The following is a 23465-nucleotide window of genomic DNA, read 5'->3' as shown; positions in this document are numbered from 1 at the left end:
TACTCAGCCTCGTCTTGTGCGCCTTGTTTCAGATCAGCGCACAAGGCCGCGGCGCGAAATACAATGGCATTCATTGGCGTCATGCGCGGCCATGGCTTCGAAAAGTGCGCCCGAATTTTGGAGGAGACTACCCCATGTTTGATGACAGATATACTCTGGCCTACAAGCTTTATCCTTACGAACGGTCAGCAGATCAGGACAAAGACACACCTGTGCGCCACCCCGTTGTCGTGATGGGCGGCGGGCCGATTGGCATTGCCACCGCTCTTGACCTTGGGCTTCAGGGCATTCCGGTTGTTGTGCTGGATGACCACGAAGGCGTCGGCATGGGATCGCGCGCGATCTGTTTTGCCAAACGCTGTCTCGAGATCGCAGACCGCTACGGCTGTGGTGAACCGATGCTCGATAAGGGCGTCGTCTGGAACGTGGGCAAGGTTTTCCACAAGGACGATCAGGTTTTCGAATTCAACCTGCTGCCTGAAGAAGGTCACAAGTATCCGGCCTTTATCAACCTGCAACAGCCTTACTTTGAAAGCTTCCAGATCGAACGCCTGCGCGAGCTTCAGGCCCAGGGCGCCCCGATTGAAATTCGCGGCAAAAACCGCATCGACAATGTGACGGTCAAGGAAGACCACGTTGTGCTGGAGGTTTCGACACCGGACGGCCCCTACACAATGGAGGCCGACTGGCTTGTGGGCTGTGATGGGGCGTCGTCGCCCCTGCGCGAGATGCTCGGTTATGACTTTACCGGCAAGGTATTCCAGGACAGCTTCCTGATTGCCGACATCAAAATGAAGGGCGATGTGGACTTCCCGACTGAGCGCTGGTTCTGGTTTGAACCCTCGCACGGCGAAGGTGCCTCGATGCTGCTGCACCGCCAGCCCGACGATGTCTGGCGTGTTGACTTCCAGATCGGTTGGGATGTGGACCGCAAGGAAGAAATGAAAGAGGAAAACATCCGCCGCCGTCTCGATGCCTTCCTCAAAGGCGTTGAATACGACATGGTCTGGTCCTCGATCTATACCTTCCAATGTAAACGCATGGACAGCTTCCTTCAGGGACGTGTGTTCTTTGCCGGTGACGCCGCACACCAGGTTTCGCCTTTTGGCGCACGTGGCGCGAACTCGGGCATGCAGGACGTGGACAACCTTGGTTGGAAACTGGGCATGGTCATCGAGGGCAAAGCCCCCGAAAGCCTGCTGGATACCTATAACACCGAGCGTGTACACGGTGCGGACGAAAACATCCTGAACTCGACACGGTCGACCGACTTCATCACGCCGAAGTCTGCCATGTCGACCTTGCTGCGAGACTCGGTTCTGGCCCTGTCAGAGCACTATGAATTCGCGCGTCCCATGGTGAACTCTGGGCGCCTGTCGGTGCCATGCACCTATGACGGGTCCGCACTGAATTCGGCAGATGCGCTGGATGGACCGGCACGCACGCGCCCCGGCTCGCCCTGCCCCGATGTTCCTTTGGGAGACGGGTATCTTTTGTCCAAGCTGGGCAATGAATTCATCCTGTTGACCATCGACACCGATGCACCCGATGAAATCGAAGAGTCCGGCATCACCGTGCGTCGGCTGGCCTTGTCGACCCATGACGATCCAAGCCTGCTGTTGAAAGAGCGGTATCTGGGCGACTGCCCGGCGGGCGTCTACCTGATCCGCCCCGATCAACACGTCGCCGCACGCCGTCCCAACTTTGATGAAAACCAGATCCGCGCCGCCATTCGCCGCGCCACTGGCAAGGAGTAATCCTGATGTCTGATCTTATCCTGACCCCGAATATCGATGGCGTAGACGATTTCTATGCCGAGTTGATTGCCACCCACGAAGGCCTGTCCGACGCAGACAGCCAGGCGCTGAATGCCCGCCTTGTTCTGGTGATGGCGAACCACATTGGAGACCGCGCGACACTGTCTCAGGCGCTGGCGGCAGCCGCGCTCAAATCCGAGGAGTAACACCCGATGAAAGTCGAACAAATTCATCACGTCGCCTATCGCTGCAAAGACGCGAAAGAAACCGTGGAGTGGTATGGCAAAATGCTGAACATGGATTTCATTCTGGCAATCGCCGAAGACCATGTTCCATCCACACACGAGCCCGACCCCTATATGCATCTGTTCCTTGATGCAGGGAACGGCAACGTTCTGGCGTTCTTTGAACTGCCGACAAAACCCGAAATGGGCCGTGATCCGAACACGCCGATCTGGGTGCAACACATTGCTTTCAAAGTAAAAGATCGTGACACGCTGATCGAGTTCAAGGAGCATCTTGAAAAGGAAGGCGTCGAAGTTCTTGGCGTGACCGACCACTCGATTTTCCACTCGATCTATTTCTTCGACCCCAACGGCCACCGTGTTGAACTGGCCTGCCCCGATCCCGAAGAAGAAGCCCTGCTCGAGCGGATGGACGCGGTGAAATGGGACATGCTGAACGAATGGTCCGTCACCAAGAAAGCCCCGAAACATGCGGATTGGCTGCATGCCAAAGAGCTGAACAAAGACGCTTAACTTCGCAAGCAAATTGCTTTATGAAAGAACAGCCGGCCTCGTGGCCGGTTGTTGCCTTTTTCTCAGGAACTTACACATGACCGAAGCGATCCTTTTTGACTATTGGCGTTCATCTGCAAGCTATCGTGTGCGCATCGCGTTGAACCTTGCGGGGATCGAATATCGGGCCATTTCGGTGGATCTGGTGAAGGGCGAACACAAGTCGGACGACCACGTCGCGCGCAATCCGCAGGGGTTGGTGCCGGTGCTGGAAATTGATGGGCACAGCTTTACACAATCGCTGGCCATTCTGGATTATCTTAATGAAACCAGAGAGTTGGGCCTGCTGCCAAGCGATCCGGTGCTGGCCGCCAAGGTGCGCGCTGTCGCCCATAGTGTGGCGGTTGATGTGCATCCGGTCTGTAATCTGGGTGTCGTCGCGCATGTTTCCAAACTGTTGCCGGATCAGCCAGAGGCCAAGGTGGACTGGATGAAACACTTTATTCCCAATGGGTTGCAAGCCTTTGAAAGCCTTCTGGCCGAGTTCGAACAGGCGCCGTTCTGTTGTGGTGACTCGCCGTCCCTTGCGGACCTTTGTCTGATGCCTCAACTTTACAACGCGCATCGCTGGGGCGTGGCCTTTGATGATTGCACGCGCATCACTGCGGTCGAAAAGGCCTGTGCAGCCCATCCTGCTTTTGCTGCGGCCTATCCTGATGCGGTGGCACCGAAATAGGCCTTTTGTTCATTTTGTACAAAACTTCCGGCCCGATTGTCCGGTTTGTACCAGCCAGTTTTAGCCGCGATCCGAGCGCCCTCTGTGTCAAATGACGCCGGGGGCGTTGTTTTATCCACAGAACGGGTCAGCACTTCACCCCCATTACGTTACCAAATTTTTCCATTTATCAAAAATGAGTAACATTTAACTTGCTACGAATCGCCCTCTGGGCTATCCCGACCATGCGGTCGGCTATTATCCGACGATGAACAGGACAAAGGTAATCCCCATGGACGCATTCATCTGTGACGCAACCCGCACCCCGATCGGGCGGTATGGCGGCGCACTTTCTTCGGTACGTGCAGACGATCTGGCTGCGGCCCCCATCGCCGCACTGGTCGCGCGCAACCCCCAAGTTGACTGGGCCAGCATCGACGATGTGATTTATGGTTCGGCCAATCAGGCGGGCGAAGACAACCGCAACGTGGCGCGGATGGCGGCACTGCTGGCAGGTTTGCCGATTGATGTACCGGGCACCACTGTAAACCGTTTGTGCGCGTCCGGAATGGACGCCGTGGGCATGGCCGCACGTGGCATCAAGGCCGGTGACTATGACATGGCAATCGCAGGCGGTGTGGAAAGCATGAGCCGCGCACCTTTCGTGATGCCCAAAGCCACCAGCGCCTTTACCCGTGCCAACGCCGTCTTTGACACCACCATCGGGTGGCGTTTTGTGAACAAGAAGATGCACGAGATGTACGGCACCGACTCGATGCCCCAGACGGCGGATAATGTCGCCGAAGATTACGGCATCAGCCGCGCAGATCAGGACAAGTTCGCCGCCACCAGCCAGGCCCGTTGGGCGGCTGCGCATGAGGCCGGTGTATTTACCGACGAAATCACCGCCGTGAGCGTTCCGCAACGCAAGGGCGATCCGGTGATCGTTGACACAGACGAGCACCCCCGCCCCGGTACAAGTGCCGAAAAGTTGGGTGGTCTGAAGGGCGTGAATGGCCCCGACAAAACCGTAACCGCGGGCAATGCCTCGGGTGTGAATGACGGGGCTGCCGCAATCCTGTTGGCCAGTGAAGCCGCCGCCGCCAAAAACGGCCTGACACCGATGGCACGTGTTGTTGGCATGTCTGCCGCCGGTGTGGCCCCGCGCGTGATGGGTATTGGCCCCGTCCCCGCCAGCCAAAAGGTTCTGGCGCGTGCCGGCCTGACCATCGACCAGATGGATGTGATAGAATTGAACGAGGCATTTGCGTCACAAGGTCTCGCAACCCTGCGCGAACTTGGCGTGGCGGATGACGCCCCCCATGTAAATGCCAATGGCGGCGCGATTGCCATGGGGCACCCGCTGGGTATGTCCGGTGCGCGCCTTGTGCTGACGGCCGCTTATCAATTGCAACGCACCGGTGGGCGCTATGCGCTGTGCACCATGTGTGTTGGTGTCGGTCAAGGTGCCGCCATCATTCTCGAACGCGTATAAGGGAGGAGACCTGCTATGTATGCACAGCTCATTAAAACAGCCCGCTCTGGCATTACATCCCGCGAGGACATGTCCGAACAGGAACGTGAGTTCCAAGACAAAATCGACAACGACATCAAGATCGAGCCCCGTGACTGGATGCCTGACGACTATCGCGCCACGCTGATCCGCCAGATGGGCCAGCATGCGCACTCGGAAGTCGTGGGCCAGCTGCCCGAAGGCAACTGGATCACCCGTGCGCCCACGCTGGAGCGCAAGGCGATCCTGCTGGCGAAAGTACAGGACGAAGCGGGCCATGGTTTGTACCTGTATTCGGCGGCGGAAACGCTGGGCGAGACACGTGACGAGCTGGTCCGGCTCTTGCACGAGGGCCGCATGAAATATTCGTCGATCTTCAACTATCCCACGCTGAACTGGGCCGATATCGGCGCGGTTGGCTGGCTGGTTGATGGCGCGGCGATTGTGAACCAGGTGGCGCTGCAGCGGACATCTTATGGCCCCTATAGCCGCGCGATGATCCGTATCTGCAAGGAAGAAAGCTTCCATGCGCGTCAAGGCTATCACGCGATGATGAAGATGGCCTTCGGGTCACCTGCGCAAAAGAAGATGGCGCAGGATGCGCTGAACCGTCTTTGGTTCCCGGCGATGATGATGTTCGGCCCGCATGACAGCGACAGCACCCATTCGGAACAGTCGATGGCGTGGAAGATCAAGGTCAAATCCAACGACGAGCTGCGCCAGCAATTTGTCGACCAGACCATCCCGCAGATCGAATATCTGGGTCTCGACCTGCCGGACGAGGGCATCAAGTGGAACGAAGAACGCGGCCACTATGATTTCTCGGATCCCGATTGGGACGAGTTCATGGACGTGATCCGCGGCAATGGCCCCTGCAACGTGGATCGTCTGAATGATCGCGTCGCCGCATGGGACAACGGTCAATGGGTGCGTGATGGTCTGATGGCGCATGCCCGCAAAAAAGCCGCTGCCAAAGTTGCAGCTGAATAAGTACCTGAGGAGGACAACCCTATGAAAAACGAATGGCCCCTATGGGAAATCTTTATCCGCGGTCAGCATGGAATGAGCCACCGTCACGTTGGATCACTGCACGCACCGGACGCCGAGATGGCGATCAAGAACGCCCGCGACGTCTATACCCGTCGCAATGAAGGCGTGTCGATCTGGGTTGTTGAAGCCCGCCACATCGCCGCCACCGCACCGGGTGAAAAAGGCCCGTTGTTCGAACCGTCCGAGTCGAAGGTGTATCGTCACCCGACCTTCTTCGACATCCCCGATGAAGTGGGGCACATGTAATGGCTGTCGATCAAGAAAAACTGCTGCAGTTCCTGCTGCGTCAGGGGGACAACACCCTGATCCTCGGGCACCGCGTATCGGAATGGTGTGGTCACTCGCCCATTCTGGAAGAAGACATTGCACTGGCCAACACTGCGCTGGACCTGATCGGGCAGACGCAGATGTGGCTGGGTTATGCCGCCGACGTGCAGGGCGAAGGCAAATCGGCTGATGATCTCGCGTTTCTGCGCGACGCGTGGGATTTCCGCAATGTGCTGCTGACCGAGTTGCCGAATGGCGACTTTGGCCGCACATTGCTGCGCCAGTTCCTGTTTGACGCCTTCCAGTCGGTTCTGATGGGTCGCCTGATGAAGTCGTCGGACGAAACTGTTGCCGCGATTGCCGCCAAAGCCTCAAAAGAGGTGGCCTATCATGTCGAGCGTTCCGCTGACACGGTTGTGGGTCTGGGTGACGGCACCGAGGAAAGCCACGCACGCATGCAAGAGGCGCTGAATTACCTCTGGCCCTATGTCGGTGAATTCTTTGCAAGTGACGATGTGGACGCCGCCATGGCAGAAGCAGGCATTGCGCCCGATCCGGCCAGCTTGCGCGAAGAATATGACGCGCTGGTGGGCAAGGTTCTGGCCGATGCGACGCTGACCATTCCGGCCAGCAAATACGCCCACAAGGGTGGTCGTACCGGTTATATGCACACCGAGCATCTGGGGCATCTTCTGACGTCGATGCAGTGGTTGCAGCGCGCCTATCCCGGTTGCGAGTGGTGACGCGATGGGGGCCTTGGTCACCAAGGCCCCACCCTCACAAGGAGCAAGGACATGACCCAGCCAAGTGTCAAACAGGTCTGGGAATGGTTGGAGACCATCCCCGATCCCGAGATTCCCGTGATTACACTGGTCGATCTCGGCATTATCCGGAACGTGGAGTTTCATGGCGAGACCTGTGTGGTGTCCGTGACCCCGACCTATTCCGGCTGTCCGGCCACATCGATGATCAACATGGACATCGAAACCAAGCTCCGCGATTGCGGGCTCGACCATATCGAACTCAAGCAACAGCTGAGCCCGGCGTGGACGACAGACTGGATGTCCGACAAGGCCCGCACCGCTCTTGAGAAATACGGGATTGCCCCGCCGCAACCGGCGGGAGGCCCACAACGCTGCCCGCATTGCGGCGGCACACATCTCGAAAAGCTGAGCCAGTTCGGCTCGACCCCGTGCAAGGCACAATGGCGCTGTCAGGACTGTCTTGAACCCTTTGAATATTTCAAGTGCATCTAAAAGCGTTTCGGCATGTTTACGGCAACGAAAACTTGGCGAAACGCCCACACCACCGAAAGGTTTCGAGCGTTTCGAGATCAAGTCGGTATCCAACTCAATCTCGAAACGCCTTAGGGAGGATCCTACATGGCACGTTTCCACGATCTGGAAGTCACTGACATCCAAAAAACCATCCGCGACGCCGTTGTCGTGACGCTGAAGCCCGTTAATGGCGCGGCCGAGGCATTCGATTTCACCCAAGGCCAGTATCTGACCTTCCGTCAGGATTTTGACGGTGACGAGCTGCGCCGGTCCTATTCGATCTGCGCTGGCAAGGACGACGGAATCCTGCAAGTCGGCATCAAGCGTGTCGATGGCGGAACGTTTTCGACCTGGGCCAATGAAGACCTGAAAATCGGTGACACGGTACAGGCCATGCCCCCGATGGGCGGTTTCTTTACCGCACTGGATGCAGGCAACGAAAAGAACTATCTCGGATTTGCGGGTGGATCGGGCATCACGCCGGTTCTGTCGATCCTGAAAACCACGCTGGCGGCCGAGCCGAATTCGACCTTCACGCTGGTCTATGCCAACAAAGGCGTGAACACGATCATGTTCCGCGAGGAACTTGAAGACCTGAAGAACACCTATATGGGGCGCTTCAACGTCATTCACATTCTGGAAACCGACGCGCAGGAAATCGACCTGTTCACCGGTCTGGTCACAGAAGATAAATGCGCCCAGTTGTTCGCGACCGGATGGATCGATATCGGTTCTGTCGACACCGCGTTCATTTGTGGCCCAGAGCCGATGATGCTGGGGATCGCTGCAGCCCTGCGCACCGGCGGGTTGACCGACGCGCAAATCAAGTTCGAGCTGTTTGCATCGTCCCAGCCCGGACGTGCGAAACGCAAAGCCGTGTCCAAGAATGCCGCGTCAGGTGCCAATCAGGCCTCTGCCACCATTACGCTGGATGGGTCGACCCAAGCGATTGAAATGCCCAAAGACACCACCATTCTGGATGCCGCTCTGGACAACAAGATGGACGCGCCTTTTGCCTGTAAGGCAGGTGTGTGTTCGACCTGCCGGTGCCGTGTTCTGGAAGGTGAAGTGGAAATGGTATCCAACCACGCGCTTGAGGATTACGAGGTCGAAAAGGGCTATGTCCTGTCGTGCCAATCCTATCCCGTGACCGACAACGTTGTTGTCGACTTTGATCAGTAAGGGAGGACAGATCATGGCCGAAGATATGAGCATTGAAAGCTATCTTGCTGCGGGTGGCGTTCTGACCAACCCGTCAAACGTACCGCCGCGCTATCGTGCGGAATTGATGAAGCTGATGACCACATTCGTGGATTCGGAACTGGCTGGTGCTGCGGGGTTTGCCGATATCATCAACGCAGGCCCCGGCATCAAGGAACGGATCGCCGCGGCAAAGATCGTGCTGGAAAAGACCGACAACGCGGATCGCGTGTTGAAAATCATGGGCGAGTTCGGTGTCGACGGAAACCGCTATGCCAACCACCATCCGTGGACGGCACGTCTGGAGCGTGACGCCGACATCGGGGCCTCGCGCACCGAACAGGACATGCGTCTTGCGGTGTTCAACTATCCCCTTGCGGGTTGGGCAGATGCCGTTGTGATGAACCTGTTGATGGGGCGTGCTGTTGCCGTGCAGATGGCCGAATTCTCGATGGTGTCCTATCAGCCTCTGGCCGAAGCATTTCGCGCGATTGCCCCGATTGAGGCACGTCACGCGGAACTGGCCGAGGAAGGATTGCAAAAGCTTCTCGAGACGGAAGACAAAGCCACATTGCAAGCCAGCGTCGACTATTGGTGGCCCCGTGTTGCGGCATCGTTTGGGTCGGCAACCTCTGCCAAGGCTGAAAGCCTGAAAGGGATGGGCCTGCGCAAGACCGCGAATGCGGATCTCAAGGCGCGCTGGGGCGCCGAGACAAAGGCCGTTCTTGAAAACCTTGGTATGACTGCTGGCTAAGCCACAGAAATTGCATCACTTGAAACGGCTCTGAAGCGGTGGCTTTGGGGCCGTTTTCTTTTGGTGACAGGGGTTAGTCTGTGCTTTCGAGTTTGTTCACCGTGCGCATCAAAACGCTGGACAGTTGTGCGATCTGCTGGGGTGTCAGGGCGCTTTCCAGCATCTTCTGCTCTTCCTGGCTGACGGCCTCCATCGAGGCCTCTGCCAGAGCGCGGCCTTTGTCGGTCAGCTGGACAAAGCGGCTGCGTTGATCGTCGGGATTGCTCTTGCGCAGGATCAGGGCGTTTTCCTCGAGCCCTTTGAGCACCTTGGTCATACCGCCCGAGGTGATCAGAATGGACCGGTAAAGTTCGGTGGGCGTGAGACAGTTGGGTTCGGGCAATCCGCGCAGGGTTGCGAGCACTTCAAAACCGGCCTGCGTCAGCCCGTAGCCCAGCAGGATTTCCTTGTAACGCTCCATCACCAGATCGTTCAGCCGGATCAGAGCGATGATGGTGATCGACGTGGGTGTGTCCACCTCGGGCCAGTGCTCTCGGTTGCCCGCAACGATTTCTGCGATTGTCAGTTTTTTCATGACTTCAGCCTAATGTATCTTGCCAGAAAGATAAACCGGTTCTATATGGATATAAATCTTTCCAGAAAGGTAAATCAGATGCGCACGCTCAAGGATCGCATTCGCCACACTGTCCTGTTTGAAGGGATTGCGCTGACTTTGCTGGCGGTGTTTGGCGCATGGATCACAGGCCATGCTCCAACCGAACTGGGGGTGCTTGGCCTGATGATGAGCCTGATCGCGATGAGCTGGAATCTGGTTTACAACTGGATGTTTGATCAGTGGGACAATCGGGTGCGCGACATGGCCCCTCGTGGTGTGGGGCTTCGGATTGTGCATGCGCTTTTGTTCGAAGGGGGGCTTTTGATCGTGGGCCTGTTTGTCATCGCATGGTGGCTGTCGATGACCTATTGGGACGCTTTCATGCTCGATATCGGGTTGTCTGTCTTTTTCCTCGCCTATGCCTTTGTTTTTAATTGGGCATATGACGTGGTGTTTCCGGTGCCACGCCGCGCGGCCGACGTCGCGGACGGGATGTCGTGTTAATCGAGCCCCGGCAGCACATCGCGCCGCACCATCGTGCGCAGGGCAAAGTTCGACCGCATGTTGCGAATGCCGGGCACGCGCATCAGCCTGTTTTCAAGGAAGCGGTCAAAGGCGTTCAGATCCGCCACGACGATGCGCAGCAATATATCGCGCGACCCTGTCATAAGGTGACACTCCATCACTTCGTCAAAGGCCCGTATTGCGCGTTCGAAGGCATCCACGCCTCCACTGGCTTGTTGCTCTAATTCGACAGAGACAAACACCGTCACCGGCAAGTCGAGTTTTTGCGCATCCACGCGGGCGGAATATCCGGTGATGACGCCGTCCTTGTGCAGCCGTTCAAGCCTGCGGGCACAGGGGGTGGCAGACAATCCGACCGTTTCGGCCAGCTCTGCGATCTTCATACGACCGTCGATTTGCAACACCTTGATGATTCTACGATCAATCGCATCCATGATGCTCTCCCCTAACTTTATACGCAATTTTAGCGGAATCCTCCAACATTGAAACACCGAAGAGTGAAATTTGGAGAAAACCTCTCAGACCTTTGTGTCAATTTGTGCGCCACGCAGGAAGAGGAAGCCCCCATTATGAATTCGCCACTGAACATCACACATGTCTTTGCCCCAGGCCATGAAACCGTTTTGCGAATTGAAGATCGCGCGACCGGACTGATCGGCTTTATTGCGGTGCACTCAACGGCGCTTGGCCCCGCGGCGGGCGGGCTGCGTATGCGCCCCTATGACAGTCAGGACGCGGCGATCGAAGATGTTCTGCGGCTGTCCCGTGGCATGACCTACAAGAACGCGGCCGCCGGTCTGCCCTTGGGAGGCGGCAAGGCCGTCATCATGGGGGACCCTGCAAAACTTAAAACTCCGGAACTGTTGCGCGCCTTTGCCCGCGCGATCAACACGCTTGAGGGGCGTTATTGGACCGCCGAAGACATGGGTATGACCCCTGACGACATGGCGATTCTGGCCGAGGAGACGCGGTATGTGGCCGGTCTTGCCGATGGTAAATTTGCCAGCGGCGATCCGTCCCCCATTACCGCACGCGGTATTTTTCAATCAATCCAGACCACCGCACATCACCGGTTTGGCACTGCGGATCTGGCCGGTCGCGTTGTCGCGGTTCAGGGATTGGGGCACGTCGGCGCCCACCTGTGTAAAATGCTGCATCACGCCGGTGCCAAATTGATCGTGACAGACATCGACGATGCCCGCATTGCAGACGCCGTGGACGCATTTGAGGCGGTTGCGGCCGATCCTCTGGGCATTCTGTCGGTCGAGGCAGACATCCTTGCCCCATGTGCGATCGGGGCCGTGTTGAACCCCGCAACGATTGCCGACCTGAAGGTCGCGGCGGTCTGTGGCGGCGCAAACAACCAGCTGGCAAGCGATAAAGACGGAGAGGCACTGCACAAGCGCGGCATTCTTTATGCGCCGGACTATGTTGCCAATGCTGGCGGCATCATCAACGTTGCAACCGAAATTCTTGAGATCGAAGACCGCGCCAGCTTTGTTGATCAGAAACTGGCGGCACTGGACGACACGCTTAACCGGATTTTCCAACGTGCGACCCAGCGCAACTGTAGCCCCAATGATGTCGCTACAGAAATCGTGGACGAAGTCGTGACCTCGAAAGCGGCCTGAACAAGCGGCGTGAGAAACGACAACGCGCCGGCAGAGGGTTTCTGCCGGCGCGTTTTGTTTGAAGTCCTATCAATTCAGAGGCCGTTGACGCCCCCGAGTGTCAGATTGGTGACCAGATCAGCATATTCTTCGCGTGCTGCGGTGCCTGCGCCGGAATTCCACATGTAGTACCAGTTCAGCATCCCGAAGACCGACATCGTCGTTGCCCGCAGCTTTTCCGGGTCTTGTTCGAACACCGTGGATGCGTTCGAGGCAACGATATCGCGCATAAACATCACCATGTCGCGCTGATAGCCGCGCAGCAGTTTTTGCTGATCTTCCGGCAAAGCCGACATTGATCCGATCTGAACCTGATGTTCATGATCGGCCCCCTGATAGGCTTGCAGCGTTTCCGCAACGGCGCGGCGCAGCTTTTCCTCTGGGGTCAGCCCTTCGATATCGATCCCGCAAATGCGGTCCCGGAGTTCGCGAAGATAGGTTTCCAGAATATCAAACAGCAACGCGTCTTTGCTGTCATAATAGTGATAGATGTTCGCTTTGGAGATCCCGCACTCTCGCGCCAGCATCGCCATCGAGGCGCGGTCGAACCCTTCGGTTGCGAACACCTTTGCGGCGGTTGTCAGAATCTGCTCACGCTTCTGGTCGTGGTCTTTTGCGATTGTGCGGGCCAAAACTTACTCCTTGTCGCGACTGTCGATAACACGAACTGCTTTGCCTTGGGAACGGGCCACTTCACCCGGATCACCGACAATCACCTCGGTCGAAACGCCCACCATGTCCTTGATGTGTTTGGTCAGCATGCGGGCCGACGCAGTTTTGGACAGGTTGTCCGCCGCGTCCGGTGTTGCCTCGACGAGGACGCGCATCGCGTCCATGCGGCCCGATTTATACAGCTCGATCTGGAAGTGTGGAGTGAGGCCGCCTGTGGCCATAACCTGTTCTTCGATCTGTGTCGGAAACACGTTCACGCCCCGCAGAATAATCATGTCGTCACTGCGGCCGGTGATTTTTTCCATACGACGCATCGAGCGGGCAGATCCCGGCATCAGTCGGGTCAGGTCACGCGTGCGGTAGCGGACCATGGGCATGCCTTCTTTGGTCAAGGTGGTAAAGACCAACTCGCCTTCTTCGCCATCCTCGACCGGTTCGCCCGTTGCGGGGTTGATGATCTCGGGGAAGAAATGGTCTTCCCAGATATGCAGGCCGTCTTTGGTTTCGACACATTCGTTTGCAACGCCGGGCCCAATGATTTCCGACAGGCCATAGATGTCTACGGCATGCATATCAAAGGCGGCTTCGACCTCTTTGCGCATGGCGTTGGTCCACGGTTCTGCGCCAAACACGCCCACCGACAACGAGCTGTCGCGCGGATCAAGACCGGCTTTGTGGAAGCCTTCGAGAATGTTCAGCATATAGGACGGGGTCACCATGATGCCATCGGGTTTGAAATCGGTGATCAGACCGACCTGTTTCTCGGTCTGTCCGCCGCCCATGGGCACAACGGTGGCGCCAAGACGTTCGATCCCGTAGTGCGCGCCCAGACCACCAGTGAACAACCCGTATCCGTAAGCGTTGTGCACCGTGTTGCCCGCACGCAGACCCGAGGCGCGCAGCGAGCGTGCCAGCACGTCGGCCCACATCGAAATGTCGTTCTTGGTATAGCCGACCACGGTGGGTTTGCCGGTTGTGCCGGACGAGGCGTGCAGGCGGATGATCTGATCGCGCGGCACGGCAAACAGGCCAAAAGGGTAGTTGTCGCGCAGGTCGTTTTTATAGGTGAACGGAAACTTGGCCAGATCCTTGAGGTCCTTGAGATCGTCGGGATGCACGCCGGCCTCGTCAAAGCGCTGTTTATACATTGGCACGTTGTCATAGGCGTGGCGGAGCGACCATTTCAGGCGCTCGAGCTGGGTCGCGCGGATTTCGTCAATCGAAGCGATCTCGATCGGATCAAGATCGGCTTTGTTGGGGGTAAGGTCTTTCATGGTGTCCTCCTCGCCTATTCTTCGAATAGCTGGCCTTTGATCGCGCGGGAAAAGCCCCGAAACTCTGCGATCACAATGGCGTTTTGGTTGGTGACTTTGACGTCATAAATTCCGCTGCGCCCTGTGAGGCTCAGCTCGGTTGCGGTCGCGGTCAGGACGTCACCAAGACGACCCGGCGCGAGATAGCTGATCATGTTGTGCTGTGCGACTGTCGATTGATTGCGGCTGTTGCAGGCAAAGGCAAAAGCGCTGTCGGCCAGTGCAAAGGTTATTCCGCCGTGACAGATGCCGTGCCCGTTGGCGTGACGCTCGGCGACAGTCAGGTTCAGAACGGCGCGGCCTTCGTCGACCTCGGCAATCGACATGCCAAGATCCTGACTCGCGCGGTCGCCAGCCCACATGGCCGCCGCAGATTTTTCGGCAATTTCTTTCGGGGTCAATGTCATGCCCCTTTGAACTCCGGTGCGCGTTTTTCAAGAAAGGCGGACACACCTTCGGCGTAGTCATCACTTTCGCCGCAGGTTTTCATCGCGTCGGCTTCCATTTCGAGATGATCTTCCAGCGTGTCGACGGCAGCGGCCTGAATGCACTGTTTCGTCAGCCCCAGACCCAAGGTTGGGCCGTTGGCAAATTGTTCCGCCATTTTGCGGGCTTCGTCCATCAGGGTCGCATCGGGAATCGCCTTCCAGATCAGCCCCCAGTCCTCGGCCTGTTGTGCCTTGAGGGGTTGTGCCGTGAAGGCGAGGCCTTTGGCGCGCGCCTCACCCAACAAGCGGGGCAGATGCCATGATCCGCCCGTGTCCGGAATCAAACCGACCTTCGAGAACGACTGGATGAATTTTGCGCTTTCGGCGGCCAAAACCACATCGCAGGCCAATGCCACGTTGGCCCCTGCCCCTGCCGCAACGCCATTGACGGCGCAGATCACGGGAAAGTCCAGCGACCGGATCAGGTTCACCAGCGGCGCATAGAAGGTCCGGACAGTCTTGGACAAATCGGGCTTGCCCTGCATCTTGGACGGGTCGCGATCCCCGAGATCCTGCCCCGCACAAAAGCCGCGCCCTGCGCCGGTGATCAACACACAACGCGCGCCAGTGTCCCGTGCCGTTTCAAGCGCGGCGCGCAAGGCTAGGTGCATCTCGTCATTGAACGAATTCAGACGATCCGGACGGTTCAGGGTAATTTCAACCCAATTTCCATTGTTCTGCGCAAGAATCGTATTGCTCACCACACCCTCCCTTGGCGATCATTTCAATCTCATCTTGCATAAACCGAACGGTTGGTCAATAAAAGTCATGAAGATTGATTCTTAGAACGCGGAAAAATTGTGCATGTCGGAAAATCACACAGTCACGGTCACGCATCAGGATGATGTGGCATGGGTGGAGATCAACAACCCGCCCGTCAACGCGACATCGACAGCGGTTCGCCAAGGATTGGCCGATGCAGTCGCGGCCGTTCAAGGCGCGCGGGTCGCGGTCCTGACCTGTGCCGGACGCACCTTTGTTGCCGGTGGCGACATGTCAGAATTCGACGCCGCGCCGGTCGAACCCCACCTGCCCGACGTGGTCCAGATGATCGAAGACAGCCCCGTGCCCTTTATCGCCGCTTTGCATGGTAATGTGCTGGGCGGGGGTTTCGAGATCGCAATGGGATGTGCCTGGCGGATTGCGCGCACAGGAACAGGTTTCGGCCTGCCCGAGGTCAATGTTGGGCTTATTCCCGGTGCGGCGGGCACGCAACGTTTGCCGCGATTGGTGGGGATGGTGGCTGCGATTGATATCGCCTGTGCAGGCAAGATCGTGAAAGCGGATGAAATGCTGGCCTTGGGCGGCATTGATGTGGTTGCCGAAGACCTGAACGCCGCAGTTGCTGCATTTGTTGCGGATTTGCCCGAGCGCCCAGCAGCGGTCCGGTTGCGCGAGGTGCCGCCCTTTGCCGCAGACCTGATCGACACGAAACGGGCGGAACTGACGAAACGCGCCAAGGGGCAGCAATCTCCTCTTGAAAACCTGACGGCGCTGCAATGGGCGCTGACACCTTTTGCCGAGGGGCAACCCAAAGAGCGCGCACGCCATCTTGAACTGCGTCAAAGTGCGGAAAGCCGCGCATTGCGCCATGCTTTTTTCGCCGAGCGTCAGGTGTCCAAACCCAGCGCCATCAAGGATGCAATGCCACGCGAGATCACCTCGCTTGTTGTTGTGGGTGGTGGCCTCATGGGAGCAGGCATCGCCACCGCTGTTTTGAATGCGGGCCTGTCGGTCACGCTGATTGAACGCGATGAGCAGGCGGCAGAGACCGCCGTTCAACGCGTGCACGGCCTGCTGGATGGGGCACATAAACGGCGCAAGATGTCTGCATCGGCGCTTGAGGCGCGTAAAGACGCCTTTCGCGCGGTCACCAACTATGCCGAGGCCGCGCAGGCGCCGCTTGCGATCGAAGCCGTGTTTGAAGACGTCGACGTCAAACGCGATGTTTTCCAAAAACTGTCCGCCGTCATGTCACCGGACGCGATTCTTGCGACCAACACGTCATATCTTGATCCGACATTGATTTTCGACGGTATCGAGAACCCGTCGCGCTGTGTCGGGCTGCACTTTTTCAGCCCGGCCCACATTATGAAACTGCTTGAGATCGTCAAAACCCCTGACACCAGCGCAGAGGTTCTGGCCACCGGTTTCGCCCTTGGGAAAAAGCTTCGGAAAGTCTCGGTTCTGTCGGGCATCTGTGACGGTTTCATTGGCAACCGTATGCTCGCGGCTTATCGGCGGGCGGCGGATTATCTGCTTGCTGACGGGGCGTTCCCGTATCAAATCGACGCCGCGATGCGCAACATGGGGCTGCCTATGGGGCCGTATGAAATGCAGGATCTGACGGGGCTGCAAATTGCATGGGCCAACCGCAAACGTCAGGCCGCAACCAGACATCCGGACGAACGTTATGTGACCATCGCAGACCAACTTTGCGAAATGGATCGTTTGGGTCAGCGCAGCGGAAAAGGCTGGTACCGGTACGAAGACGGCAACCGCGCGCCCCTTCGAGACCCCGAAGTTGAAGCCCTTGTCGTGGCCTATTCCGAAGAACACGGGATCGACCGGCGCAGTTTTAGCGACGACGAGATTTCATCCCGTCTTTTGGCCGTTCTGGCCAACGAAGGTGCCATGATCGTGGCCGAGGGAATCGCCGAACGGCCCGCCGATGTCGATATGGTCAAGATTTTTGGCTATGGTTTTCCACGCTGGCGGGGCGGCCCAATGAAGTACGCCACCGAAATCGGTTGGGAAAAATCGCAGAAATTCATGCAGTTGGTAGCTGATGAAAGCCCGAACTCTTGGAGTATCGCCCCACATTCAGGGCGGTTTGAAAAGTGAACCGAATATCGTTGATAGTTACAAAATCAACGGTTAACACAACAACGAATTGCCATTTAGGGAGGATCTCATGGCTAAGTTCTCAAAAATTACATCGCTTCTCGCAGGTGCCACTATGGCTCTGTCCGCGGCTACTGCTTTTGCCGCAGACCACACATTGGTTATCTCGAGCTGGGCTCCGCCCACGCACGGCATCAACGCAAAGATGTGGCCCAAGTTCGTCGAAATGGTCGAGGAGGCCACAGACGGTAAGGTTACTGCAGAACTGAAGCTGGGCATTGCCCCTCCCCCTGCACAAATGGACCTGATCATGGATGGGGCTGCGGATGCCTCTATCATTTTCCACGGCTATCAGGCTGGTCGTTTTGTAACGACAAAAATGATCGAGCTGCCCGGTTATGAAGGTTCGGCTGAAGCTGCTTCTGTTGCTTACTGGCGCGCCTACGAGCAGTACCTGTCGAAAGCGAACGAGCACCGCGGTGTTAAGCTGATCGCGCTGCACACACACGGCCCGGCGCAGTTGCATTCCAACGCTGCGGTTACTGACATGTCGCAGATCGAAGGCATGAAAGTTCGTATTCCAGGCGGTGTTGGTGGCGACGTTGGGTCGGCTCTGGGTGCAACCGGTATCGCTGTTCCTGCGCCAAAGGTTTATGAAACCCTTGCTTCGAACGCCGCCGACGGTGTGGTTATGCCATTTGAATCGCGCAAAGGTTTCAAGCTGACCGAAGTTGCACAGAACGTGTATGAAGTTCCCGGTGGTCTGTATCGTGGGTCGTTCGCATTCATCATGAACGAAGATGCTTTTGCCGATCTGCCAGCAGACCTGCAAAAAGCGCTTGATGAAAAAGTCTTTGGCGAGCCTTTGTCGCGTGAAATCGGCAAAGTCTGGGACGAAATCGATGGCATCGGCCGTGAAGCAACCATGTCGACCGAAGGCAACGCTATCAACGCTGCATCGGCCGCTGATCTGGAAAAGTTCAACGCTATCGCAGCTGACGTGCGCGCCAAAGTGATCGCGGAAGTGACCGAAGCCGGCATCGATGGCCAGGCGGCGTATGACATGATCGCGAAAGAAATGTCTGCTTACTAAGCAGTACATCTGGCCCGGCGGTCTCTTGCGCCGGGCCTTTCCTCCTTCTTCCCCTCGAACGACGAAAGGGCCGCCCCAATGGCAGCGCTTCTTCATTCCGTCCGCAAACTCAGCAACATTCCTGTTCTCGTTGCGTGTGCGGCTCTCTTTGTACTTATGGTCATGACGTTCTGCGATGTGATCCTGAGGTCGATCTTTAACGCGCCTATCGAAGCCGCGACTGAACTGACCCGTATTCTCATGGCTATTCTCGTATTTGCTGTGCTTCCCGTGGTTTCGGCCCGCAATGATCACATTGCGGTGGACCTGACTGATGGGCTTTTTGCGCGCTACCGTCTGAGCCACATTCGCGACGGGCTTATCTTTATCGGGTCTGGCCTGATGCTGTACTGGCCCATCAAACGCGTCTGGGTCCTGGCCGAACGGGCCCGCGACTATGGCGACGTCACCGAATATCTGGCCATCCCGCAATTCTATGTCGGCTGGTTCATCACTGTTTTCGCCGCACTTGCCGCTGTCGCCATGATCGTGACGGGCCTGCTGCACTTCTTTGCCCCACATCTTCTGACGGAGCGCCGAGCATGACCGCCGCACTCATTGGTTTCGCCATTGTTCTCATTCTGGTGCTTGTTCGCCTGCCGATTGTTTTTGCCATGGGTTTGGTTGGCACTTTGGGCTTCGCCTATGAACGCGGAGGGTCCATCTTTGACGAACGCGGGCTCAAGGCCGCCATGTCGATGGTCGGGCGTCAGATCACCGACACCGCACAGGACTATGGTCTGTCGGTGGTGCCCCTGTTTATCCTGATGGGCCTGTTCGTGAACAAAGGCGGCATGGCCAAAGAACTCTATGCCGTATCCAACGCCTTTCTGGGCCATATGCGTGGCGGTATCGCCATGGCAACGGTTGCCGCATGTGGTGGTTTCTCGGCCATCTGCGGATCATCGCTGGCCACAGCCGCAACAATGTCCAAAGTCGCCATGCCCGAGATGCGCCGCTATGGCTATTCGGATGAGCTGTCGACCGCTTCGATTGCGGCGGGTGGTACACTGGGCATCCTGATTCCACCGTCCGTGATCCTCGTGATCTATGGGTTGCTGACAGAAACCTCGATCGGAAAGCTGTTTATGGCCGGGATCCTGCCGGGCGCGATGGGCATCCTGTTCTATCTGTTCGCCGTACGCTGGACCGTTTGGCGCAACCCCGAATCCGGCCCCGCAGGAGAGCGCGCCGGATGGGGAGAACGTCTTTTGGCGCTGAAATCGGTCTGGGCCGTTCTGTTGCTGTTCTTCCTCGTGATTGGTGGCCTGTACGGGGCATTCGATTTCGAACCGTTGAACCTGACGTTTTCGCCAACCGAGGCCGCAGGCATGGGCGCAATGGGTGCCTTCCTGATTGCTCTGTCCCGTGGCGGTCTGAGTATTGCGTCCACGTTGGAAGTTCTGAAAGAAACCACCTTTACCGCAGCTGCTCTTTTCTCGGTTCTGATTGGGGCACAGATCTTTTCGAACTTCATCAACCTTGCAGGATTGCCCGAAGCCCTGATCGCGATGGTCACGGCCTATGATGTGCCGAACTTTATGGTCATTCTGATGATCCTTGGCATCTACATCATTTTGGGCTGTGTGTTTGAATCCCTGTCGATGCTTCTGCTGACGGTTCCAATCTTCTTTCCGCTGGTTGTGTCGCTTGGGTATGACCCGATCTGGTTCGGTATTGTGGTTGTCGTTGTCACCGAGATTTCGCTGATTACGCCACCCGTCGGATTGAACGTTTTCATTCTCAAGGGGGTTGTCGGCGATGTCTCTACGGCGACGATTTTCAAGGGCGTGACACCTTTCTGGATCGCAGACATCTTCCGTCTGGCGCTGATCGTGCTGATCCCCTGGCTGGTGCTTGTTCTGCCCGAACAAATGGGCGCAATGGGCCACTAAACAGTAAAAGGCCGCCCGGAAAACCGGAGCGGCCTTTTTATGATCAATTTGATTGACCGACCGTACGGTCAGAAATATAACCCCAAGGAAACCACCACGCGTTTCGCGTCGGGTGTGACAGGAGGAAACAAAATGACCATCCAACAGATTTCCAGCTTTGCCGCTGGCGAGTGGATTGCCCCGGGCGCAGGCGCGCGCAACATCGCGAGCGCCATCACAGGCGATGTGATCGCAAGCGCCGGTAACAATGATCTCGATGTGCAGGGCATGCTGGACTATGCCCGCAATGTCGGTGGCCCCGCCCTTCGCAAGATGACGTTCCACGAGCGTGCCAAGATGCTCAAGGCCGTGGCGGCCTATTTGGGCAAGCACAAGCAGGCCATGTATGACCTGTCTTTTGAAACCGGCGCGACCCAGAACGATCATCTGATCGACATCGACGGCGGCATCGGTACCATGTTTGTTTTCGCCTCGAAGGGGCGGCGCGAAATGCCGGACGGGCATGTCTATCTAGATGGTGACGTCGAACAGTTGTCGCGCAACGGCACGTTCCTTGGTCAGCACATCTGCACGCCGCTTCAGGGCGTCGCAGTTCACATCAATGCGTTCAACTTTCCTGTTTGGGGCATGCTTGAAAAAGTCGCGCCAACCTTGCTGGCGGGCGTTCCCTGTATCGTTAAACCCGCAACAAACTCTTGCTATGTGACCGAGCTTTGCGTCCGTTTGATGCTGGAATCCGGGTTGTTGCCAGCTGGTGCGATCCAGCTTGTCTCGGGCGGACTGGGCGACATGCTGGACCGTTTGGGCATGCAGGATGTCGTAAGCTTCACAGGCTCGGCGCAGACCGCGATGAAGCTGCGCTCGAACCCTGTTATCCTTGAGAATTCGGTGCGTTTCGTTGCAGAGCAAGACAGCCTTAACGGTTCGATCCTTGGTCCAGATGCACAGCCCGGCACGCCGGAATTCGATTTGTTCGTCAAGGAAGTCCAGCGCGAGATGACCACCAAGGCGGGCCAGAAATGTACGGCTATTCGTCGGATCATCGCCCCGGAAAACACAGTTCAGGCTGTGATCGAGGCGCTGTCTGCCCGTCTTGCCAAAACCGTGATCGGGGACCCGCGTCTGGAAACCACGCGCATGGGGGCGCTGGTGTCCAACGGTCAAAAGCGCGACGTTCTGGAAAAGGCCGGCATCATCGGTCAAGAGGCCGAGCGCGTGTTTGGTGACCCCGATGCCTTTGATGTTGAGGGGGCCGACGCGGAAAAGGGCGCGTTTTTGCCACCGATGCTGTTCCATTGCGCAAATCCGGACAGTGCCGAACGCGTGCACGATACCGAAGCCTTTGGTCCCGTTTCGACCATCATGGGGTACCGCGACGTTGACCATGCGATTGAACTGGCCAACAAAGGTCTTGGATCACTTGTTGCCTCGGTTATCACGCATGACCCTGCCGTGGCGCGTCAGGTCGCATTGGGGTCGGGTGCCTATCATGGGCGGCTTTATTTCAACAACCGTGACTCGATGAAGGAATCGACCGGCCACGGTTCGCCGCTGCCCCACATGGTTCACGGTGGTCCCGGTCGTGCGGGCGGCGGTGAAGAGCTGGGCGGTGTGCGCGGTGTCACCCACTATATGCAACGTACCGCGATCCAGGGATCACCCGACATCCTGTCGGCGATTGGGGAGAAATGGGTGCCGGGTGCCACGGAAATCAAGGCGGATGCCCATCCTTTCACCCGCAGATACGGCGAGTTGGCCATCGGCGAGACCATGCATACGGCGGCACGCACTGTGACGCTGGAAGATATCGAGCATTTCGCCAATTTCACGGGCGACACGTTCTATGCGCATATGGATGATGCCGCGGCCGAACGTAACCCGTTTTTCCCGGGTCGTGTCGCGCATGGTTATCTGCTGTTGTCGTTTGCGGCGGGCCTTTTTGTGGAACCGAACGAAGGTCCTGTGCTGGCCAATACCGGGCTCGACAATCTGCGCTTTATGAAGCCCGTCTCCGCAGGGGACAGCATCAAGGTGCGCCTGTCTGTCAAAAAGAAAACCCAGCGCAACGATGAATACGGCGAAGTCCGCTGGCATGTGACGCTGACCAATCAGGATGACGAGCTGGTCGCGGAATACGAGCTTTTGACAATGAACGCCTACTAAGTTGGCACGCCCCCCCGCCCGAGGGTTTGAACCACGGGCGGGGATGGTCATCACGGTGTCGGGCTTCTATAACGAAGTCATGGAAGACGCTGAGAAAAACTGGTTTCAACACGCCATTACGGTTCTGACGTATAACCGCAACCAACGTGTTTGGTCTGTGATCGTGACCCTGTTTGGTGATCTGGTACAGGGCCACGGCGACAAGATCAGCGGCTCGGCCCTTTCCGCGATTATCGAACCCATGGGCATCAAGCCCGAGGCACTGCGTGTTGCGCTGTTCCGTCTGCGCAACGACGGCTGGCTGGCCAGCGAAAAGGCGGGCCGTTCCAGTTTCTATTTCCTGACCGAGCATGGCCTGCGCGAATCCGAAGCGGCAACACCGCGTATCTATGCCCGCACGCCCACCCCAATCAGCGAATGGCGTCTGGTCGTTCAGGACGTTGTGCGCATGGCGGCCCGACAATCCGCCGAGAAGGAAATGCGCCACGCGGGATGTCTTGTTGTTGCGCCCGGCGTTTTTCTCGCCCCTGTGGACGGCACCCAGCCCGACATTGACGGCTTTGTCATGACCGGCCGCGCCGACACGATCCCCGAATGGCTCAGGGCGCGCACGTCACCACCAGAGTTGGTAAGCGCCTATCAGGATCTTGAGGCGGCACTGGACGCGTTCTGTGACCTGATGAAGTCGGCACCAGCCCTGTCTCCGGCGCAAGTGGCCACCCTGCGCACCGTGATTGTCCACAACTGGCGCAAGGCGCTGTTGTCCCATCCGGAATTGCCCGAGGTGTTTTTCACCAAAGAGTGGCGCGGCGAGGCCTGTCGCACGAAAGTCATGCAAACGCTGGACCGGCTGGGCCGCCCCACGCTGGACACGTTAAACCCGCGCTGAGGCGCGTTG

At 57.5% G+C, this 23465-nt stretch carries 25 protein-coding genes; 19 read left to right on the top strand and 6 right to left on the bottom strand.

The features are described from left to right. Window positions 1-134: 134 nt before the first annotated feature. The 11 genes from PH7735_RS13355 to PH7735_RS13305 all read left to right on the top strand — a co-directional run bounded on the left by PH7735_RS13355 (window position 135) and on the right by PH7735_RS13305 (window position 9270). Window positions 135-1757, top strand: a complete 1623-nt coding sequence (locus tag PH7735_RS13355) for an FAD-dependent oxidoreductase (protein ID WP_058311905.1) — start codon at window positions 135-137, stop codon at window positions 1755-1757. A gap of 5 nt (window positions 1758-1762) precedes the next feature. After that, the gene (locus PH7735_RS13350) at window positions 1763-1963 is read left to right on the top strand and encodes a DUF2783 domain-containing protein (RefSeq protein WP_058311904.1); all 201 of its coding nucleotides are present in this window, start codon (window positions 1763-1765) and stop codon (window positions 1961-1963) included. A 6-nt stretch (window positions 1964-1969) separates the two neighbouring features. Continuing rightward, the gene (locus PH7735_RS13345; RefSeq protein ID WP_058311903.1) at window positions 1970-2515 is read left to right on the top strand and encodes a VOC family protein; all 546 of its coding nucleotides are present in this window, start codon (window positions 1970-1972) and stop codon (window positions 2513-2515) included. Window positions 2516-2591: 76 nt separating this feature from the next. Beyond that, complete coding sequence (maiA, locus tag PH7735_RS13340; protein ID WP_058311902.1) at window positions 2592-3230, top strand: maleylacetoacetate isomerase; 639 nt, start codon at window positions 2592-2594, stop codon at window positions 3228-3230. Between the two features lie 271 nt (window positions 3231-3501). Continuing rightward, window positions 3502-4704 carry a 3-oxoadipyl-CoA thiolase gene (pcaF, locus tag PH7735_RS13335; RefSeq protein WP_058311901.1) on the top strand — a complete coding sequence of 401 codons (1203 nt, stop codon included), beginning with the start codon at window positions 3502-3504 and terminating at the stop codon, window positions 4702-4704. A gap of 15 nt (window positions 4705-4719) precedes the next feature. Continuing rightward, window positions 4720-5712: a 1,2-phenylacetyl-CoA epoxidase subunit PaaA gene (gene paaA, locus PH7735_RS13330; protein WP_058311900.1), complete on the top strand. Its 993-nt coding sequence runs from the start codon at window positions 4720-4722 to the stop codon at window positions 5710-5712. Window positions 5713-5733: 21 nt separating this feature from the next. Next, window positions 5734-6018 (top strand): 1,2-phenylacetyl-CoA epoxidase subunit PaaB, encoded by a 285-nt coding sequence (gene paaB, locus PH7735_RS13325; protein ID WP_058311899.1) that lies wholly within the window; start codon window positions 5734-5736, stop codon window positions 6016-6018. Next, window positions 6018-6782, top strand: a complete 765-nt coding sequence (gene paaC, locus PH7735_RS13320) for a 1,2-phenylacetyl-CoA epoxidase subunit PaaC (RefSeq protein WP_058311898.1) — start codon at window positions 6018-6020, stop codon at window positions 6780-6782. Before paaB ends, paaC begins: the two co-directional genes overlap by 1 nt. A gap of 51 nt (window positions 6783-6833) precedes the next feature. Continuing rightward, window positions 6834-7295: a 1,2-phenylacetyl-CoA epoxidase subunit PaaD gene (paaD, locus tag PH7735_RS13315; RefSeq protein WP_058311897.1), complete on the top strand. Its 462-nt coding sequence runs from the start codon at window positions 6834-6836 to the stop codon at window positions 7293-7295. Window positions 7296-7421: 126 nt separating this feature from the next. Further along, on the top strand, window positions 7422-8498 hold the full coding sequence (locus tag PH7735_RS13310; RefSeq protein ID WP_058311896.1) for a 2Fe-2S iron-sulfur cluster-binding protein: 1077 nt from the start codon (window positions 7422-7424) through the stop codon (window positions 8496-8498). Between the two features lie 13 nt (window positions 8499-8511). Continuing rightward, on the top strand, window positions 8512-9270 hold the full coding sequence (locus PH7735_RS13305; protein WP_058311895.1) for a Phenylacetic acid catabolic protein: 759 nt from the start codon (window positions 8512-8514) through the stop codon (window positions 9268-9270). 73 nt (window positions 9271-9343) lie between these two features. Here PH7735_RS13305 and PH7735_RS13300 read toward each other — a convergent pair whose 3' ends face one another. After that, on the bottom strand, window positions 9344-9844 hold the full coding sequence (locus tag PH7735_RS13300; RefSeq protein WP_058311894.1) for a MarR family winged helix-turn-helix transcriptional regulator: 501 nt from the start codon (window positions 9842-9844) through the stop codon (window positions 9344-9346). A gap of 78 nt (window positions 9845-9922) precedes the next feature. Here PH7735_RS13300 and PH7735_RS13295 point away from each other — a divergent pair, with 78 nt between their 5' ends. Then, window positions 9923-10369 carry a PACE efflux transporter gene (locus PH7735_RS13295; protein WP_058312250.1) on the top strand — a complete coding sequence of 149 codons (447 nt, stop codon included), beginning with the start codon at window positions 9923-9925 and terminating at the stop codon, window positions 10367-10369. Here the strand turns inward: PH7735_RS13295 and PH7735_RS13290 are convergent. Next, complete coding sequence (locus PH7735_RS13290) at window positions 10366-10824, bottom strand: Lrp/AsnC family transcriptional regulator (RefSeq protein ID WP_058311893.1); 459 nt, start codon at window positions 10822-10824, stop codon at window positions 10366-10368. The genes PH7735_RS13295 and PH7735_RS13290 overlap by 4 nt on opposite strands. 135 nt (window positions 10825-10959) lie before the next feature. Here PH7735_RS13290 and PH7735_RS13285 point away from each other — a divergent pair, with 135 nt between their 5' ends. After that, window positions 10960-12021 carry a Glu/Leu/Phe/Val family dehydrogenase gene (locus tag PH7735_RS13285; protein WP_058312249.1) on the top strand — a complete coding sequence of 354 codons (1062 nt, stop codon included), beginning with the start codon at window positions 10960-10962 and terminating at the stop codon, window positions 12019-12021. Between the two features lie 74 nt (window positions 12022-12095). Here PH7735_RS13285 and PH7735_RS13280 read toward each other — a convergent pair whose 3' ends face one another. From PH7735_RS13280 to paaG, 4 genes are read right to left on the bottom strand one after another with little or no spacing between them, the layout of a single operon-like run. After that, a complete protein-coding gene (locus PH7735_RS13280; protein WP_058311892.1) occupies window positions 12096-12692 on the bottom strand; it encodes a TetR/AcrR family transcriptional regulator in 597 nt (198 codons plus the stop codon). A 3-nt stretch (window positions 12693-12695) separates the two neighbouring features. Further along, on the bottom strand, window positions 12696-14006 hold the full coding sequence (gene paaK, locus PH7735_RS13275) for a phenylacetate--CoA ligase PaaK (RefSeq protein WP_058311891.1): 1311 nt from the start codon (window positions 14004-14006) through the stop codon (window positions 12696-12698). A gap of 14 nt (window positions 14007-14020) precedes the next feature. After that, entirely contained in the window at window positions 14021-14446 is a 426-nt protein-coding gene (paaI, locus tag PH7735_RS13270) for a hydroxyphenylacetyl-CoA thioesterase PaaI (protein ID WP_058312248.1), read from the bottom strand. 2 nt (window positions 14447-14448) lie between these two features. After that, entirely contained in the window at window positions 14449-15234 is a 786-nt protein-coding gene (gene paaG / locus PH7735_RS13265; protein ID WP_058311890.1) for a 2-(1,2-epoxy-1,2-dihydrophenyl)acetyl-CoA isomerase PaaG, read from the bottom strand. 103 nt (window positions 15235-15337) lie between these two features. Here paaG and PH7735_RS13260 point away from each other — a divergent pair, with 103 nt between their 5' ends. The 6 genes from PH7735_RS13260 to PH7735_RS13235 all read left to right on the top strand — a co-directional run bounded on the left by PH7735_RS13260 (window position 15338) and on the right by PH7735_RS13235 (window position 23456). Next, on the top strand, window positions 15338-17377 hold the full coding sequence (locus tag PH7735_RS13260; RefSeq protein ID WP_082645246.1) for an FAD-dependent oxidoreductase: 2040 nt from the start codon (window positions 15338-15340) through the stop codon (window positions 17375-17377). A gap of 70 nt (window positions 17378-17447) precedes the next feature. Beyond that, a complete protein-coding gene (locus PH7735_RS13255) occupies window positions 17448-18470 on the top strand; it encodes a TRAP transporter substrate-binding protein (RefSeq protein WP_058311889.1) in 1023 nt (340 codons plus the stop codon). Window positions 18471-18548: 78 nt separating this feature from the next. Further along, window positions 18549-19055 (top strand): TRAP transporter small permease, encoded by a 507-nt coding sequence (locus tag PH7735_RS13250; RefSeq protein WP_058311888.1) that lies wholly within the window; start codon window positions 18549-18551, stop codon window positions 19053-19055. After that, entirely contained in the window at window positions 19052-20404 is a 1353-nt protein-coding gene (locus PH7735_RS13245) for a TRAP transporter large permease (protein ID WP_058311887.1), read from the top strand. The genes PH7735_RS13250 and PH7735_RS13245 overlap by 4 nt, the downstream gene beginning before the upstream one ends. Before the next feature lie 132 nt (window positions 20405-20536). Then, window positions 20537-22567 (top strand): phenylacetic acid degradation bifunctional protein PaaZ, encoded by a 2031-nt coding sequence (gene paaZ, locus PH7735_RS13240; protein WP_058312247.1) that lies wholly within the window; start codon window positions 20537-20539, stop codon window positions 22565-22567. Window position 22568: 1 nt separating this feature from the next. Further along, entirely contained in the window at window positions 22569-23456 is an 888-nt protein-coding gene (locus PH7735_RS13235; protein WP_233488318.1) for a PaaX family transcriptional regulator C-terminal domain-containing protein, read from the top strand. The last annotated feature ends 9 nt before the right edge of the window (window positions 23457-23465 follow it).

This window comes from Shimia thalassica (genome assembly GCF_001458215.1).
GTDB classification, from domain to species: domain Bacteria; phylum Pseudomonadota; class Alphaproteobacteria; order Rhodobacterales; family Rhodobacteraceae; genus Shimia; species Shimia thalassica.
This window is presented reverse-complemented; position numbering and strand designations above follow the sequence as displayed.

Bases quoted from the DNA above. Each gene is read 5' to 3' on its own strand.
- PH7735_RS13290 (WP_058311893.1), bottom strand. From the start codon at position 10,824: ATGGATGCGATTGATCGTAGAATCATCAAGGTGTTGCAAATCGACGGT.
- PH7735_RS13345 (WP_058311903.1), top strand. From the start codon at position 1,970: ATGAAAGTCGAACAAATTCATCACGTCGCCTATCGCTGCAAAGACGCG.
- PH7735_RS13260 (WP_082645246.1), top strand. From the start codon at position 15,338: ATGTCGGAAAATCACACAGTCACGGTCACGCATCAGGATGATGTGGCA.
- pcaF (WP_058311901.1), top strand. From the start codon at position 3,502: ATGGACGCATTCATCTGTGACGCAACCCGCACCCCGATCGGGCGGTAT.
- paaB (WP_058311899.1), top strand. From the start codon at position 5,734: ATGAAAAACGAATGGCCCCTATGGGAAATCTTTATCCGCGGTCAGCAT.
- PH7735_RS13285 (WP_058312249.1), top strand. From the start codon at position 10,960: ATGAATTCGCCACTGAACATCACACATGTCTTTGCCCCAGGCCATGAA.
- paaZ (WP_058312247.1), top strand. From the start codon at position 20,537: ATGACCATCCAACAGATTTCCAGCTTTGCCGCTGGCGAGTGGATTGCC.
- paaD (WP_058311897.1), top strand. From the start codon at position 6,834: ATGACCCAGCCAAGTGTCAAACAGGTCTGGGAATGGTTGGAGACCATC.
- PH7735_RS13310 (WP_058311896.1), top strand. From the start codon at position 7,422: ATGGCACGTTTCCACGATCTGGAAGTCACTGACATCCAAAAAACCATC.
- PH7735_RS13355 (WP_058311905.1), top strand. From the start codon at position 135: ATGTTTGATGACAGATATACTCTGGCCTACAAGCTTTATCCTTACGAA.
- maiA (WP_058311902.1), top strand. From the start codon at position 2,592: ATGACCGAAGCGATCCTTTTTGACTATTGGCGTTCATCTGCAAGCTAT.
- paaC (WP_058311898.1), top strand. From the start codon at position 6,018: ATGGCTGTCGATCAAGAAAAACTGCTGCAGTTCCTGCTGCGTCAGGGG.
- PH7735_RS13305 (WP_058311895.1), top strand. From the start codon at position 8,512: ATGGCCGAAGATATGAGCATTGAAAGCTATCTTGCTGCGGGTGGCGTT.
- paaA (WP_058311900.1), top strand. From the start codon at position 4,720: ATGTATGCACAGCTCATTAAAACAGCCCGCTCTGGCATTACATCCCGC.
- PH7735_RS13350 (WP_058311904.1), top strand. From the start codon at position 1,763: ATGTCTGATCTTATCCTGACCCCGAATATCGATGGCGTAGACGATTTC.
- PH7735_RS13250 (WP_058311888.1), top strand. From the start codon at position 18,549: ATGGCAGCGCTTCTTCATTCCGTCCGCAAACTCAGCAACATTCCTGTT.
- PH7735_RS13295 (WP_058312250.1), top strand. From the start codon at position 9,923: ATGCGCACGCTCAAGGATCGCATTCGCCACACTGTCCTGTTTGAAGGG.
- PH7735_RS13300 (WP_058311894.1), bottom strand. From the start codon at position 9,844: ATGAAAAAACTGACAATCGCAGAAATCGTTGCGGGCAACCGAGAGCAC.
- PH7735_RS13255 (WP_058311889.1), top strand. From the start codon at position 17,448: ATGGCTAAGTTCTCAAAAATTACATCGCTTCTCGCAGGTGCCACTATG.
- paaK (WP_058311891.1), bottom strand. From the start codon at position 14,006: ATGAAAGACCTTACCCCCAACAAAGCCGATCTTGATCCGATCGAGATC.
- PH7735_RS13245 (WP_058311887.1), top strand. From the start codon at position 19,052: ATGACCGCCGCACTCATTGGTTTCGCCATTGTTCTCATTCTGGTGCTT.